17 protein-coding genes are annotated in these 14,751 nt (G+C 48.5%); 12 read left to right on the forward strand and 5 right to left on the reverse strand.

Annotated elements, in window-relative coordinates; genetic code table 11:
* Nucleotides 1-267 precede the first annotated feature (267 nt).
* From B0I18_RS15170 to B0I18_RS15220, 11 genes are all read left to right on the forward strand, one after another.
* Nucleotides 268-504: a hypothetical protein gene (locus B0I18_RS15170; RefSeq protein ID WP_106523573.1), complete on the forward strand. Its 237-nt coding sequence runs from the start codon at nt 268-270 to the stop codon at nt 502-504.
* A gap of 232 nt (nt 505-736) precedes the next feature.
* Nucleotides 737-1,075 (forward strand): ArsR/SmtB family transcription factor, encoded by a 339-nt coding sequence (locus B0I18_RS15175; protein ID WP_106523574.1) that lies wholly within the window; start codon nt 737-739, stop codon nt 1,073-1,075.
* A 41-nt stretch (nt 1,076-1,116) separates the two neighbouring features.
* Nucleotides 1,117-1,584: an SRPBCC family protein gene (locus B0I18_RS15180; protein ID WP_106523575.1), complete on the forward strand. Its 468-nt coding sequence runs from the start codon at nt 1,117-1,119 to the stop codon at nt 1,582-1,584.
* A gap of 6 nt (nt 1,585-1,590) precedes the next feature.
* The gene (locus B0I18_RS15185; RefSeq protein WP_106523576.1) at nt 1,591-1,980 is read left to right on the forward strand and encodes a DoxX family protein; all 390 of its coding nucleotides are present in this window, start codon (nt 1,591-1,593) and stop codon (nt 1,978-1,980) included.
* Nucleotides 1,981-2,025: 45 nt separating this feature from the next.
* Entirely contained in the window at nt 2,026-2,613 is a 588-nt protein-coding gene (locus B0I18_RS15190; protein ID WP_106523577.1) for a YdeI/OmpD-associated family protein, read from the forward strand.
* Between the two features lie 151 nt (nt 2,614-2,764).
* On the forward strand, nt 2,765-3,388 hold the full coding sequence (locus tag B0I18_RS15195; protein WP_106523578.1) for a class I SAM-dependent methyltransferase: 624 nt from the start codon (nt 2,765-2,767) through the stop codon (nt 3,386-3,388).
* 33 nt (nt 3,389-3,421) lie between these two features.
* Nucleotides 3,422-3,877 (forward strand): SRPBCC domain-containing protein, encoded by a 456-nt coding sequence (locus B0I18_RS15200; protein ID WP_106523579.1) that lies wholly within the window; start codon nt 3,422-3,424, stop codon nt 3,875-3,877.
* Nucleotides 3,878-3,923: 46 nt separating this feature from the next.
* The gene (locus B0I18_RS15205) at nt 3,924-4,589 is read left to right on the forward strand and encodes a DNA alkylation repair protein (RefSeq protein WP_106523580.1); all 666 of its coding nucleotides are present in this window, start codon (nt 3,924-3,926) and stop codon (nt 4,587-4,589) included.
* Nucleotides 4,590-4,617: 28 nt separating this feature from the next.
* Entirely contained in the window at nt 4,618-5,178 is a 561-nt protein-coding gene (locus tag B0I18_RS15210; protein WP_106523581.1) for a DUF4256 domain-containing protein, read from the forward strand.
* A 120-nt stretch (nt 5,179-5,298) separates the two neighbouring features.
* Complete coding sequence (locus B0I18_RS15215; RefSeq protein ID WP_106523582.1) at nt 5,299-6,054, forward strand: SDR family oxidoreductase; 756 nt, start codon at nt 5,299-5,301, stop codon at nt 6,052-6,054.
* A 205-nt stretch (nt 6,055-6,259) separates the two neighbouring features.
* On the forward strand, nt 6,260-6,898 hold the full coding sequence (locus tag B0I18_RS15220; RefSeq protein WP_106523583.1) for an NAD(P)-dependent oxidoreductase: 639 nt from the start codon (nt 6,260-6,262) through the stop codon (nt 6,896-6,898).
* A gap of 157 nt (nt 6,899-7,055) precedes the next feature.
* Here the strand turns inward: B0I18_RS15220 and B0I18_RS15225 are convergent, their stop codons facing one another.
* Nucleotides 7,056-8,138, reverse strand: coding sequence for a DUF418 domain-containing protein (locus B0I18_RS15225; protein WP_106523584.1), 1,083 nt, complete (start codon nt 8,136-8,138; stop codon nt 7,056-7,058).
* A gap of 65 nt (nt 8,139-8,203) precedes the next feature.
* The gene (locus B0I18_RS15230) at nt 8,204-8,773 is read right to left on the reverse strand and encodes a Crp/Fnr family transcriptional regulator (RefSeq protein ID WP_219905985.1); all 570 of its coding nucleotides are present in this window, start codon (nt 8,771-8,773) and stop codon (nt 8,204-8,206) included.
* Between the two features lie 360 nt (nt 8,774-9,133).
* Between B0I18_RS15230 and B0I18_RS15235 the strand changes: the two genes are divergently transcribed.
* Nucleotides 9,134-9,547: a hypothetical protein gene (locus B0I18_RS15235; RefSeq protein ID WP_106523586.1), complete on the forward strand. Its 414-nt coding sequence runs from the start codon at nt 9,134-9,136 to the stop codon at nt 9,545-9,547.
* A 190-nt stretch (nt 9,548-9,737) separates the two neighbouring features.
* Here the strand turns inward: B0I18_RS15235 and B0I18_RS15240 are convergent, their stop codons facing one another.
* The 3 genes from B0I18_RS15240 to B0I18_RS15255 form a co-directional block, all read right to left on the reverse strand.
* Nucleotides 9,738-10,505 carry a hypothetical protein gene (locus B0I18_RS15240; RefSeq protein ID WP_106523587.1) on the reverse strand — a complete coding sequence of 256 codons (768 nt, stop codon included), beginning with the start codon at nt 10,503-10,505 and terminating at the stop codon, nt 9,738-9,740.
* Between the two features lie 254 nt (nt 10,506-10,759).
* The gene (locus B0I18_RS15245) at nt 10,760-11,407 is read right to left on the reverse strand and encodes a hypothetical protein (protein ID WP_106523588.1); all 648 of its coding nucleotides are present in this window, start codon (nt 11,405-11,407) and stop codon (nt 10,760-10,762) included.
* A gap of 860 nt (nt 11,408-12,267) precedes the next feature.
* Nucleotides 12,268-14,751: RHS repeat protein (locus B0I18_RS15255; RefSeq protein WP_281257995.1), on the reverse strand; the 2,484-nt coding region annotated here is incomplete at its 5' end.

Raw genomic sequence — 14,751 nt, forward strand, 5'->3', positions numbered from 1 at the left:
CTTTTGCGGAAAGAGGGTATACAAATCCCCGAACCGGTGCAGCAGCAAAGCACAACAGGTCAACCGCATATCCAGGTGCAGTTAATGTACAGCCGGCAGGGCAATGTTTCCGGCACAGGAATGCCTTGCAGGAAAAGCAATAGGAGGGTTGGGCATAACTTTATAAAATCCTTATAAACATTAGGGCTTCAAAGCAGTTTAAACTGCAGGAACCACAAGGTTAAACACCCTGGCTACAGGCATTTTAAACCGCAAAAAACAGGAATCATGAAAAAGTTCAAAGTATTGATCGGGAGAAACTATGAATTACTCTCCCTTACAGAAACCGACAATAGTATGCCCGATGACAAAGACCTGTATTACGACTGGGGATCGGACATGAAAATGCCCGACTTCGTACTGATACGGGCAGCTGATAAAGAAGAGGCCTATAATAAAGGACTCGCCTTTATTGAAGAATGGAAAGCCAAACACCAAAGCGAACGCAATGCCGGCGCCGCATAAGCACCGTGCGGATACGCGTGTCACAACCATTCCCCGCATACCTTCTTAAAGCCGGCAGCAGCCGGCTCCGCCCTGAACGTAACCTTTGCCTGGTCCTGACCCGGTAAAGGTTATTTTGTTTTACCCCCTACCCCATTGCAGTCCCGCTCTGGAATTTTTTTTTGTTAAATCCCGGAAAAAATTTTGTGTAGTCAAATAACTACACTTAAATTTGTAGTCAAATAGCTACACAATGAATCTGAGAAGAGATGTATTCCAGGCCCTGGCCGATCCGACCCGCAGAGCAATACTGCTGCTGGTGGCCTCGCAATCGATGACTGCAGGCGCCATCGCCGCCAATTTCGATACTGCCCGTCCCACGGTATCCAAACACCTGCAGATCCTTACCGAATGCGATCTGCTGCAACAGGAACAAAACGGCCGGGAAATATATTATCACTTTAATCCGCAAAAAATGAAAGAAGTAGCAGACTTTATCGAACCCTTCCGCAAACTCTGGGACGACCGCTTTAATAAGCTGGAAGCGATTATGAAACAACGCATGAATAAATCGTCCGATAAAAAACAGTAACTCCGTTCTCATTATTTTTTCAACACAACAAACCAATTGATATGGAACAGAAAACCAGGATACATGCCGAAGACGGCAAACAGGAAATGATCATTACCCGCAGCTTCGACCTGCCGGTAGACCTGCTCTTTAAGGCCTATGAAGAAGCAGAGATCATAGAACAATGGATGGGCACCAAAGTACGGAAGCTCGAGAACCGGAAATACGGCGGTTACCTGTTCGAGACCCACGATCCCAAAGGCAACCTGGCATTTGAAGCCAGTGGCACCATCCACGATTTTGTGCCCGATAAGCGCATCGTACGCACCTTCGAGATGAGCAATGCCCCTTTTGATGTACAACTGGAATTCCTGGATTTCGAACCGCTTTCCGATACCACCAGCAAACTAACCATGCACGTTGTATACCGTTCCGCCACCATCCGGGACCAGGTATTGAAACTGCCTTTTGCCCAGGGCATCAATATGGCGCATAACCGGCTGCAGGACATTGTCAACAAATTAAAATAGCCCATCATGAGCAAAAGAAACAAGATCATCTATTGGATCGCAACAGCCTGGCTGTCGCTGGGTATGGTATCGACCGGCATCGTACAGCTGCTGCACCACGAAGCGGAAGTCAACATGATGGCGCACCTGGGCTACCCGGCCTACCTGCTTACCCTCTTGGGTATCTGGAAGATGCTGGGTGTTATCGCCATACTCGTACCCAGGGCCGCGCTGCTTAAGGAATGGGCCTATGCCGGTTTCTTCTTCGCAATGTCTGGCGCCGTATTTTCGCACCTGGCCATCGGCGACAGCGCCAAAGAGCTGTTCGGACCGGTATTGCTGCTCGTGCTGACCGCCTTATCCTGGTACTACAGGCCTGCCGACCGCAAGAAAATTTCCGCTAATTTCACCGCGTAAAACAGGACCGCAACCCTGCGGATCCGGCAACTAAAAAAACTTGTTATGAACGGCGCTAATCCTAAAGCAGACTGGTACTTCGAAAAAGAAGAACAATGGAAGGACGAGATCGCGGAGCTACGCAAAATCGTACTGGACTGCGGTCTTACCGAAGAACTCAAATGGGGTTGTCCCTGTTATACCCACGGGCAGGGCAACATCGTATTGATCCATGTGTTTAAAACCTATTGTGCCTTATTGTTCTTTAAAGGCGCCCTGTTGCAGGATGGCAAACAGATCCTGATACAACAGACCGCTAATGTACAATCGGCGCGCCAGGCGCGGTTTACCAGTGTTCGTGAAGTAACCGGTAAAGCTGCCGTACTTAAAAAGTATATTTATGAAGCCATTGCTGTTGAAGAGGCCGGTCTGAAAGTGGCCCTGAAAAAGACCGAAGATTACCCGGTACCCGAAGAGTTTCAGCAAGCCCTGCAGGAGCATGCCGGTTTGAAAACAGCATTTGAAGCCCTGACGCCCGGCCGGCAGAAAGCTTACCTGTTTTATTTTGCACAGGCCAAACAAGCCAAGACAAGAATGGCCAGGATCGAAAAGTACCTGCCCCTGATCCTGGCCGGCAAAGGACTGAATGATTAAACCCCTTGCTGCATTTGTTCCGGATCATACCTTGCCCAAAGGACTACCAATAACCAGTCCTGCATACCCACCTTTCCCTGTCATTGCTAAAAATTACCGCGCTATTTTTCCGGCGTAACGGATTTTCGTATATTTATGGATCAACACGAATATGGAACAGCAGGTACCCGGTACAGAAGGATATGCAGCGGCAGGACAAAGATTTGTCGCTGCCACGCTTGCCCTGGACTTCCGGGAGCTGCACCAGGACTTCATGCCTTTCTTTCCGCAGACACCGGGTTATATCCTGGATATCGGAGCCGGTATCGGCAGGGATGCAGCCACCTTTGCCGGTATGGGACATTCGGTAATCGCGGTTGAACCGCTGGTCAGTTTCCGTCATACCGGAATGAACATGTACCCCGCTTCGGGTGTTGAATGGATAGATGATGCCCTGCCCGCATTGCGTATGCTCGAGGGCATGGAAGACCGGTTCGACTTTATCCTGGTCTCCGGCGTATGGCATCATATCTGCCCGGAAGAGCAGCAGGCCGCAGTAGCAAGAACGGCGACGCTGCTGAAACCCGGCGGTATATTGGCACTGTCGTTGCGCAACGGGCCGGCCGGTGTAGGCGGCCATGTGTTTCCGACCAATGGCAGGCAAACGATTGCCACTGCAGGCCAATACGGGTTGACGCCCCTGTTGTGGCTGGAACACCAACCCAGTATGATGCCTGGCAAACAGGCTGTATACTGGACCAAACTGGTTTTAAAGAAACAGGGCGATAAGGAATGAATACCTAACCGAACATTCAATCAAGGAGCGCATATGAACACCGTAAACCATGACCTTGCCGGCAGGACACTGCACATTACGAAAACGCTGGACGCTACCCCCGAAATGGTATGGACTGCATGGTCCAAGCCGGAACATTTGGTACATTGGTGGGGTCCCGAAGGCTTTACCTGTACCATACAATCGATGGACTTCAACCCCGGCGGCGAATGGCTGCTTACCCTGCAGGGACCCGATGGCAAAAGATACCCGAACAAAAGTATCTTCCGCGAGATCATCCCCCTGCAGCAGATCAGCTTCCGGCACTATAACCCGGCCTATATGGCCACTGTCCTTTTCCAGCCAGAAGCGCAGGGCACGCGTATCGACTGGACAGTAGCGTTCGAAACTGCGGCACTTTTCGACACCATCGTGAAAACGTTTAAGGCAGACGAAGGCCTGGTGCAGAACATACACAAGCTAGAACGTTACCTGGAGCGTAGCCGCTGATCCGCAGACAAGCCGGCTGGTACCTATTCTTCAATCCCCCGAACTTATGACGGTAACAGAAACTCTCGAACAACTTAAGGCGCTAAGCAATGAGAAAATGCTGGCACACAACCGCAAACACGGAGCCGGCGATAACCAGTTTGGCGTTAAGCTGGGTGATATCCGCAACCTCGCCAAAAAGATAAAAACAAACCATGAGCTGGGCCTTGAACTCTGGAATACCGGCATCGCAGACGCCAGGCTGCTGGCCACCCTGATCCTGCAACCCACGCTATTGCCTTATAAGCAACTCGACAATATGGTAAAGGCCGAAACCTTTGTACCCGTAGCCGACTGGTTATACAGCAATGTGATCAAAAACCACCCGAACAAGGAACAACTGCGTAAGGACTGGATGACGACGAAAGATCCGATGCGTGCGCGTGCCGGCTGGAGCCTTACAGCCGGCTGCGTGGTCAGAACACCGGAACTGCTCGACCTGCCAGCCCTGCTGGACAGGATCGAAAAAGAAATGCCCGTTGCAAAACCTGAGGTACAATGGACCATGAACACAACCCTGGCCCAGATCGGCATTCATCATCCCGAATACCGCGACCGCGCTGTCGCCATCGGCCAAGCCCTGGGTATCTATCGCGACTACCCGGTATCCAAAGATTGTACCTCGCCCTTTGCCCCGGTTTGGATCGCAGAAATGGTACGCAGGCAGGGATAAGCTTACCTACAAATAATAATTACCACACATGACTAAAAGCAAACTTTCATCCGCACAACAGGAAGAACTGATCGGCATATTGAAAACCCGCTTCAGCAAACATACCCCACGCCACAAAGGTATAGACTGGGACAAAGTAGAGACCAGGCTGCAAGCCGCACCTGCAGTGCTCTGGAGCTTAAACGAAATGGAACTGACCGGTGGCGAGCCCGATGTAACCGGCTTCGATAAAAAGACCGGCACCTACATCTTCTGCGATTGCTCGGCCGAGAGCCCCAAAGGCCGGCGCAGCGTATGTTACGACCATGAAGCACTGGCCTCGCGCAAAGAACATAAACCCCAGGACAGCGCCGTTAATATGGCCGGGGAAATGGGTATTGAATTACTGACCGAAGCCCAATACCGCGAGTTGCAGCAATTGTTCCCTTTCGACCTCAAAACATCGAGCTGGATCGTTACCCCCGATGCCGTCCGCGAACGGGGAGGCGCACTTTTCTGCGATCGCCGTTACGATCATGTATTCACCTATCACAACGGTGCAGAATCCTATTATGCCGCCCGTGGTTTCCGCGGCACGCTCCGGGTATAACCGGGACTAAAGCCCGGGAACAAAACAGGTTTTTTTACGGTAAATAAAATTTCCATAAAAGTTCACCATAATGCATCGGCGAACAAAGCAGAGCTTTGTTCCCATAAAAACAAATGTATTATGGCACGTAACGATGTAAAAGGTAAAACAGTTTTAATTACCGGGGGCGCCAAGAACCTGGGCGGCCTGCTGAGCCGCGACTTCGCGGCTAATGGAGCTAAACTGGCGATTCACTACAACAGCGAAAGCGCAGGTGACGAAGCCCGGAAAACCCTGGAAGAGGTTCAGGCCGCGGGCGCAGAAGCCTTTTTGTTCCAGGCCGACCTGACCGATATCCGGAATATCGCCCGGCTGTTCGATGAGACCAAAGCCCGCTTCGGCGGTATCGATATTGCCATCAATACCGTAGGCAAGGTTTTAAAGAAACCCTTTACCGATACCACCGAAGCAGAGTACGACAGCATGAGCGATATCAATGCCAAGATTGCTTACTTCTTTATCCAGGAAGCGGGCAGGAAGCTGAACGATAACGGCAAGATCTGTACCATCGTAACCTCGCTGCTGGCTGCATACACCGGTCTGTACTCTACTTACGAAGGTTTGAAAGCGCCCGTAGAACACTTTACCCGTGCGGCCTCTAAAGAATTCGGGCCTAGAGGTATTTCGGTAACGGCAGTAGCCCCCGGCCCTATGGATACCCCGTTCTTCTATGGCCAGGAAAGCCCCGATGCCGTGGCCTATCATAAGTCGGCAGCGGCCCTGGGCGGCCTGACCAATATCGCCGACATCGCGCCATTGGTCAGCTTCCTGGTAACCGACGGCTGGTGGATAACCGGACAAACCATTTTTGCCAACGGCGGTTATACAACCCGCTAACACAGCAACAGGCTGTGCAGTAGCTGCACAGCCTGTTCTTTTTCCCACGCTCGTATTATGCTAAATATGTACTAGCTTTACGGCATTAAAATTGTTTTATAAATACGGCTACCCACTGCAGAAGCGATCGAAAGCTTTTGCCCCGGCGCCCGGAATTCCGGGTGTTGTGTTATAGTATTATCCTTATTTTATAAAACAAGATCCCATGGCATCTTTTCCTAAAATCGCTGTAATCGGCGGAACCGGTAAATCCGGGCAATTCCTGACCCGCGAACTGATCAGGCAACAAATTCCCTTCCGCATCCTGTTGCGTCACCCAGAACGTTTTACTATCAACGACCCGCTTATCGAAATCGTACCCGGCGATGCCCGGGACGGTAGTGCCGTACAACGGCTATTGCAAGGCTGCCATGCCGTAATCAGCATGCTGGGCCAACCTGCCGGCGAATCGCCGGTCTTTAGCCAGGCTACCCGGAACATACTGGCGGCTATGGCATTTTATGATATCCGGCGTTATATCGTTACCACGGGTTTAAGTGTCGATGCACCTGGCGATAAAAAAAGCGAACGCGTTAAAGCCGGTACCGAATGGATGAAAAGCCATTACCCGCAAACTACCGCCGATAAACAGGTTGAGTATGAGACCCTGCGCAGCAGCAGCATCGACTGGACCATGATACGCTTGCCCATGATCGGGCAAAGCGACGAAGAAGGAGCATTACAGGTAAGTCTTACCGATTGCTCGGGCGACAAGATCAGCGCTGGCCGCCTGGCCCGTTTTGCTATCGGTTGTCTTACCGGCAACCAATACCTGCAACAGGCTCCCTTTATTGCTAATGGCTGAACCCGCGGCATAAAAAAATAAATTTCGTGTACATTAAAAAGCCCGGCTATACTATAGCCGGGTTTCTCTTTCGGAACCAGCTTACATTGTAGCTCGTCGGGCCCAAACCGGCTATGGCAAATACTTCCAGGCGCCACCTTCTTATTCCTGTCAATAGCTAAGCGCCCGACAACCTGCGCATTAACAGCTCCAGGGGCCCGTTTCCAAACCTGCGGCCCCATACCTTACTGAACCAGCAACTCAATACAAAGTAAACCGTGGAAAACGCCAGGATAACCCAGGGACTTAAGAGCGAAGGGTAGCTATGTGCATCGATATAAGAGCGACCGGTAATCCAGGCCAGCAGCAGCATACCCAGGGTCAGGTGCGCCACATAATGGGTCAGGGTCATACGGCCGGTACCGGCAAGCGCCTCTAAAAAAGGAAGACCGGTAAAACGCCGGCTCAGCGCCACTGATGCAGCGATCAGCATCAAACCGAAACCCGTTGTAGACAGGATAAAGGGCAGGAAAGGCGGCAGGTAATCGGCCTGCATAAAAAAGAGCAGGTCTGCATTCCCGGAATAATGGCTAACCAGGGTTTCGGCCAGGTTTATGGAGAGGAACAGGCATAACCCTGTGATGCCCACCTGGAGCAGGGTACGGCGTTCTGTCCAGTTCAGCCGTCCCAGGTACATACCCGTTGCAAAATACGCAAACCAGGGCAGTACGGCATTCCAGCCATTGTAGAACAGGTTACGTAAAAAGCCGGTTATCGTCCAGAAGTCCTGGTACACCAGCGTTTCAAAATGCCAACCCTTTTCAAAAGGCAATAAGGGCAACAAGGCATGAAAACATACGACGCTCAACACCGCTACCCATATATAATACCGGCGGGGCATAAATAACATTACTATTGCCAGCAGCATATACACTGCGTAGAAATGCAGAATATCGGCCGGCCACCACAGCGACAGCAATAACCCGAGCACAAAAAGAAAAGCCGCTCTTTTAAGGATCACGGACCGCAATTTTAGCCGCGCGGTTATATCGTATCCCGCTGCCCTACCCGACATCAATGCAACGCCCAGCCCGGCAAGCATAACAAATACTGTACTGGAATTACCGCTGAATAAAGCGAGTAGTTTACCCGCGGTGCTGGTATCGGTATAACTGCCCATTACCATATTGAAGTTAACGATGAACATACCGAATATCGCGTATGCCCTTGCCAGGTCGAAACCTTGGATCCTTGTTTTCATATTGTTACGAATTGGATCCAAAATTCCGGCAAGCGTTAACAACAATATTTGACCTGGATCAAATATTATATCCGGGCTCTTATGCGGCTCAGGGTTTCGAGCGAAATGCCAAGATAGGAGGCGATGTATTTCAACGGCACCTGCAATACGATATGCGGGTCTTTATCCAGCAATGTGCGGTAACGCTGTTCGGCGTTGCAGGTATGAAATTCAAACAGCCGCTCTTCAAGCCATACCGCGTATAGTTCGGTAAGCAAGAGATCGAAACGCAGCAGGTCGGGGTATTTTTGCTTAGCGGCTTCGAAGGCCTGGTAATCGGTAACTGATGCCGTAACTTCGGTGATGCACTGTACAAATTCGCGGCCGGGCCGTTGCAGGATATAACTATCAAAAGCGAGTGCGAGGTCATCGGCAAAAAAGAAGGCGGTGGTAATTTCCCGGTCGCCATCGAGGTAGTATCTGCGGGCAATCCCATCAAGGATATGATAACTCTTGCGGGCCGTCTCGTCCTGGCGCAACAGGAAGCTGCCTTTAGCAAAGGTGCGGGTAACGGAAATGTTTTCCAGGGCGGCCAGGGCGCCGGGCGCCATATGTGCGATCAGTTCATCTACTTTATCGGAGCCAGGGATCATCATCAGGAATTTATGTAGTCTGCAAAATTAAGTTGTGTGGTTTAATCTTCCTACCGGGTAAAGTATACCTGTAACGCATCCGGGATTTGTGGATCGGGGCATGCTGTGCCGTCCCGGCTAAAGCGGCAGACATCGCCTGCTTACTGCTAATCCACCCTAAAGCCTGATAAAACCTGTCTCCTGTTTATAACCGCTCCTGCTACGGCTGGTCTTATACCCTTGTTCTAAAGTTGTAGACCGGCGTTCTGCACTGAGCCGGCCAGCAGGCTCCAGGTATCCGGGTACGCGCGCGCTATCCAGTTTTACAGGGGCATTTTATACCCCTACGACGCTGGATCTTTGAGTCTCACAAAACCAAACCCAATGAAAAAATTTTTGCTTTCGCTGAGTCTCGTAGCCGGGACGTTTTTTGCACAGGCTAATTCGCTGACCGTCCAAAGTCTTATACCCGGCAATGTGACGCTCCGGTTTTATGGCGTAAACCCCGATGGATCGGGTTTTACCACGCTGCCTATAACCTTTTCGACCGGCTCTCATCCTTATGCCAACCCGACCTTGCTTCCCGGCGTTATAGGCGCGCAGGCTGCCGGACGGGTAACCGAAGCGTTCGGCGTTTGTAATCCCTACGATCTCGCCCTGGGTTCTCCTAATATCGGGACGGTACAATCCTCACAAGTGGTGGGTTCGCTTAATGACTGCAATAATCATAGCGTCTTTACCATGAGCTGGAATGAACAAGCCGCTTCGCCCTACAACGCGGTAATCCTGATCTTTTAAATAGTACGGTGCTTTGTATCGTAACAACTGTCTTGCCGGTGTACGGCAAGACAGTTGTTTTTCCGGCATACCTAAAACACCACTGTTCGTAACGAGACGCCACGAACAGTGTCTTAGCAACAGGAATAATAATCAAAGCCAAGCCTGTATCCCTTGCCCGGCTGTCACCGGTACAACGTTATCGGCAGTATCAGTTCCTTTTGATGTCCCCGTCTTCAGTTAATATTGTTTTACCATCTTTTAGCACCTCTAATATAGCGTCGGGAGTATCCGTAGATCCAATTTCGATAATAGAAACTGCGTATGTGTAAGCATTGTTTTTAAAAGTTATCGTATGATTGCCGCCGCTTCCATGAAATTCTAAAACTCCATTTTCTACTATTATGTCCGGCTCACTTTTGGCCTGCCGTATTTTCCATGCCGCATACCTGTAAATGCCATCCGCCTTTTTGTCGATTCTTATTTTATAGTGCTTTGTAAAAATTAAATAAAGCGGCTTATTAAACTGCTGCAATGATTTTGGCAATTGGTTTCTATTATCCTGAATTGCATGAACAAGCAACTGTTTTTCCCGAGGAGATTGATAGTTAACGGTCATGATTTTTCCTTCATCGCTAATCCAAAGTATTCCATTCTCTAACATAATTCCTCGCCAACCCACTTCAGACCAGTCGTCTATTTTTGATTTCGCAACAAGGTCTATCAACGCTCTATCAAAGATGTCGTCAAAGCGCCGGATAAAATCATTTTTATGCTTCACATCCTTTAAAGGATACTCCCTCCTTAAGGGATAATAAACCAGGTCAGCGATTTTTCTTTTGCTTTTTGTTTTAAATACCCTGATCAGTTTTTCGATAGATTGTATTTGTTCTTCTTTCAGTGTGCTATCCTGTCCAAATACAGTTGTACCCGTTATGATCAAAATTGATAATAAAACAAGAATTGACTTCATGGTCATAGTGATACAATATTAGAATTACAGCCAACCCGAATATAGATACAAGTGTTCAGGTTTCAAAATCCTCACATTAAGTCATGAAAAATTATTCATCAATCAATTGCAATAATAGCGCGCTTTAGGTGTTTGAGGTATGCCGTGTAGCTAGGCCAGGGATCGCACCGGGGTGATGGCTACAAAAGCGGCTACTATTTAAGTGCGTCCCCAGGCCTGCACTCCTATGAGTATTAATAATACACGAATGAATTCGCACGTCACCAAACAATACTCCAATAGATTATCTTACGATTCTTTCTACTTATAGCAACTCCTTTAGAAAAACCATTTTTCCAGTTTTCAGGCATTTGAATGAAAGGCTTAAGAGATTTGTATTCGTCAAAAAATTGCCCAGCTTTGGCTTCTAGGACAAAGAGATCGAAAGTACTATCCAAGCCGCAGTCCGTGAGATTATGACCTTTATATTTGATGAAATTCGGTACTGGTTTCATATCTGCATAGCAGTCTCTATTAATTAGAAGACTGTCTGTTTCAGAAAGCCGAACGCCGTTTTCAACAGTATACTTATCCAGGAACCGATTAACGACAAGTAGACATGTATCAGAGGATTTGTACTTTACGGTTTTCTTCTCCTCCAAGTGAATGACCATAGAGTCTAAATCCTGTAAAGGCACTCCATTTTCATATAAATAAAGCCCGATCCTGTTTTGTCCAATATCGGTATTAGCAACGGTAGAAGAAACTATAGTTGTTATTTTTTCAGGGAATTGACTAGTGAAGCTTCGATCAAACTCCGATTTTAATCTAAGATAATTTTCATTAGCTTCTTCATCAGCCCTATAAGTACTATTGCAACCTAAAATGCTTAGTCCCACGCCCAATAATAATGATGTAAAATGTTTCATTTATTTTTTTTGCAAAAATGGTTTTGATGAGTTTAACTAACGCACCTCCGATACCTGAACCCGTTGAAATATTTGAATTATTAATCCTTAACGTTGTTTTTGGGTGCTGCCCGGTTTGCTGGACCGCACATCGGGCATATTGCTGAATAATAAAATTTACGATTTTCAACTACAAATCGTGACAACAAAAACAACCGGTGCCTATCGTATCCGCTGTTTTTATAGCGACACAGGGAAGGGTTATCTTCGTTGAGCTTGTTCCTCGATCAGCAATGAGATACGGCTTAAAATGTACCTCTCCCGAAAAGCAGCTAGGACGTCTAATAAGCCGTGACTATTGTGGTAGGTCACAACCAGGTGCTACGACCAGAAGAGAGCCTATCCTAAAACTCGTGTTTTCTGTCAATAATAAATGATTGCAACCTTAAAGTAGAAAAGAGAAACTAATCTATTCCTTTTTTCTCGAGCTCCAATAAGATTTATTAAGGGTGATATACAAGATCAAAACCAGGAATATTCTTATTTCTATTCTAGGTGTGCGAAATTCGAATTTACCAATCTGCAGAGAAAAGCCGGGCATTATTAAAGCAGGCAGGAATTTAGCTGCAACAAATGTTCCAAGTACCAAAACCACCCCCGTAAACATTACGCCGTATTTAGAACTAAAACAATAAATTAAAATATTAACTCCAAACAATACCAATCCTATCCAATCTCTAAATTCTAAAATATGGACTCCCCACACATATGTAGCCCATGAATATATCAACATCACTCCAAGAATTAAAACTGGCAAGTACTTAATATGTTTATATATCATAGATTAAAATCAAATTGTTACATTAGTCATTAGCTCCAACTTAAGCAGAAGCGCCAAACCCAAAAGTTCTTGTACCTACTTTCTGCTCAACTCCAAAGCCGCTAACCAAGCCTACAGCATTTTGCTTATTCACAACCGATGCTTCGGCTTTTACGGTTGCGCTGCCCATCTCAACTGATATATTTCCAGACACTGTTGTTGTTCCATTGCTTGATTGCGAAACTGACGCTCCTAAATTTCCTCCAGGTGTTTTTATTGACGCTTCTGCGGTTACTGTTGTTTCTCCTTTTTGATTGATTTGTACCCCTCCAGCAGCGCTACCAATAAGAGTTTTTACTTCCGCTTTTTTCTCCACACTAGATTCCACACTGAAATCAAATTTAAAAAATGAAGGCCCACCCTGATTCGTATTAGTATGAGTTAAGTAATTCATCCAATCTCCCGCATTTGTTTTTACAGTTACTGTTGGCTTTATGGATTTTCCATCTTCCTTCATTTCAACATATGCACTTCCACCTATATTAACAGAATTTGCTAAATTTTGAAAATTTGCTTTTAATTCTCTCCAGGCTTGATTTATTTCCGGTTGTATTGAGAAGGACTCCAGTCCCTCCAACTCAATATGAGAAGTTACCTTATTCTCAGAAAATGCGTAGGTACTATTGTGTACATATTTTTCCGATAACGGATCAACCTGCCAGAACCTGCCTATAGTTGGGTCATGTTCGCGGTATTTGAAGCTATAGATATTAATGCCGAAGTCATTATCATGTCGCTGTCCCTGGAATTTAATATCGTTCCTGGGTAGATTGGACTGCCCTGCCTGCTCGAGATGGATCGTCAATCCAAACGGATAATAATGATCCTCTTCGAGCAGTTTGCTGGTATAATGTTCTACACGCATATTGTCGAACCATACGTTTTTGCCGATCGTCTGGTTGTCGATATAGATGATTACATAGGACGGTTGGATAACGTTGTTGCCCACCGTACCTGGACCGATCGTTACCGAGCCGCTGTTGTGCCAGCCGGAGGGGCCTCCGCCCTGTACCTGGATCGATCCGCTCAGTCCGGTTACCAGTTGCATTTTGCTATCAAAGAACAAGTAGTTGATGTGCGCCTTGGGCACCATCGGGTTGTCGTTGCTCTGCAGGCCCCGCAGCTGTTCCGGCAGTACCGGGTTGGACAACAGTCCGCTAATGGTCTTCAGGTTGTCGGGCAGCTCGCTTACCGGTGTGCCCGCATAGGTGCCGCCGCCCATCAGCGCATTCATTAACGAACTGATGATCGGGCCTGCTCCACTCTCTTCCTGCGTCTGGTTCTCGCCTTCGTAATAGCTGTCGGCACTGATCTCGAACTTATCGCCCGGCATCACTTTCAGCATGATGGCCGTGCCTACCTGCGTATTGGGATTGCCACCTTCCAGCCGTGCCGCCATGCCATCGTCAGGGTTGGTGCTGCCCGGTTTGCTCTCCCGCACATTGGGTATGTTGTCGAATACCAGTTGCTCTACACCGGCTGTGGCCATTTCGTGGCGCGCCAGGTAATCCCGGTTGATGGGCTCGGCTGTTACGGTGCTGCGCACATTACCCAGGTGATCTTTTACGAAGTAGTCATATACAAAACGCGTCAGGTGTGCTGTGGTGTCGTTGGCTATGGGTCTTGCACGGCCCTCTTCGTTGGTGATGTACTGCAGCACATCGCTCTTGTACACGAAATTACCGAAATAATCATATAAGGTGATCACGCCGGCACTGTCCAGTTTTTTGCGTAGCAGGTTACCACCTGCATCGTAGGTGTAGTAGATGCTGCCTTTGCCGGTGACGGTGATGGCCGCCGGTTTGTTGAGGTGGTTGTAGCTTACGGTAAGGCCTTTGTTGTCGTCCCGCGTCATGTTACCATTCTGGTCGTAGGTGTATTCGATGGCCTGGCTCACCCCGTTGCGGAAGTCGGGCAGCCCGTTGATGGCCGTGCCGGCGTCTTCTACGCTTTGTAACTGGTTGCTGTTGCTGCCGTATTGGTAGCTGAGTATATCCATGTTTTGAGCGGCTCCCGGGTAGCTGCCGCCTTTCTGGTTCATGGTTTTGATATTGCCGTTGAGGTCGTAGCTGATGTTGGAGGCGGTATAGTTCCAGTCGGTATTGACCCAGTTACCACCCGACAGGTGCCGGTGCTCGGCATGGGTAAGCCGGTCCAGGCTATCGTACGTATAGCCATAGGCATGTTTTTTGCCATCGCCCCCGCTCCAGGTGATGCCCGCTATATTGCCATTGTAGTGTTTGTCGCGGAAGCCCCATTCGTAACGCAACCGTTCGTCGAAGAAGCGGCTGATGGTGGGCTGGCTATGGTCCTCGGCGGCGATATGGGTCAGAAAGCCGCGGATGTTGTACTCGTTGAGGGTCATACAGGCACGGCCATCTTTTACCACTACCCGGTTCAGGTGGTCGTAGCTGTAGTTGGCGATGTTGAAGGGGTTGCCATTGATCTTTTGTTCCAGTTTGCCCACCAGGGTGTTGCCGCCACC

The organism is Taibaiella chishuiensis, assembly GCF_003014535.1.
Lineage (GTDB): Bacteria > Bacteroidota > Bacteroidia > Chitinophagales > Chitinophagaceae > Taibaiella > Taibaiella chishuiensis.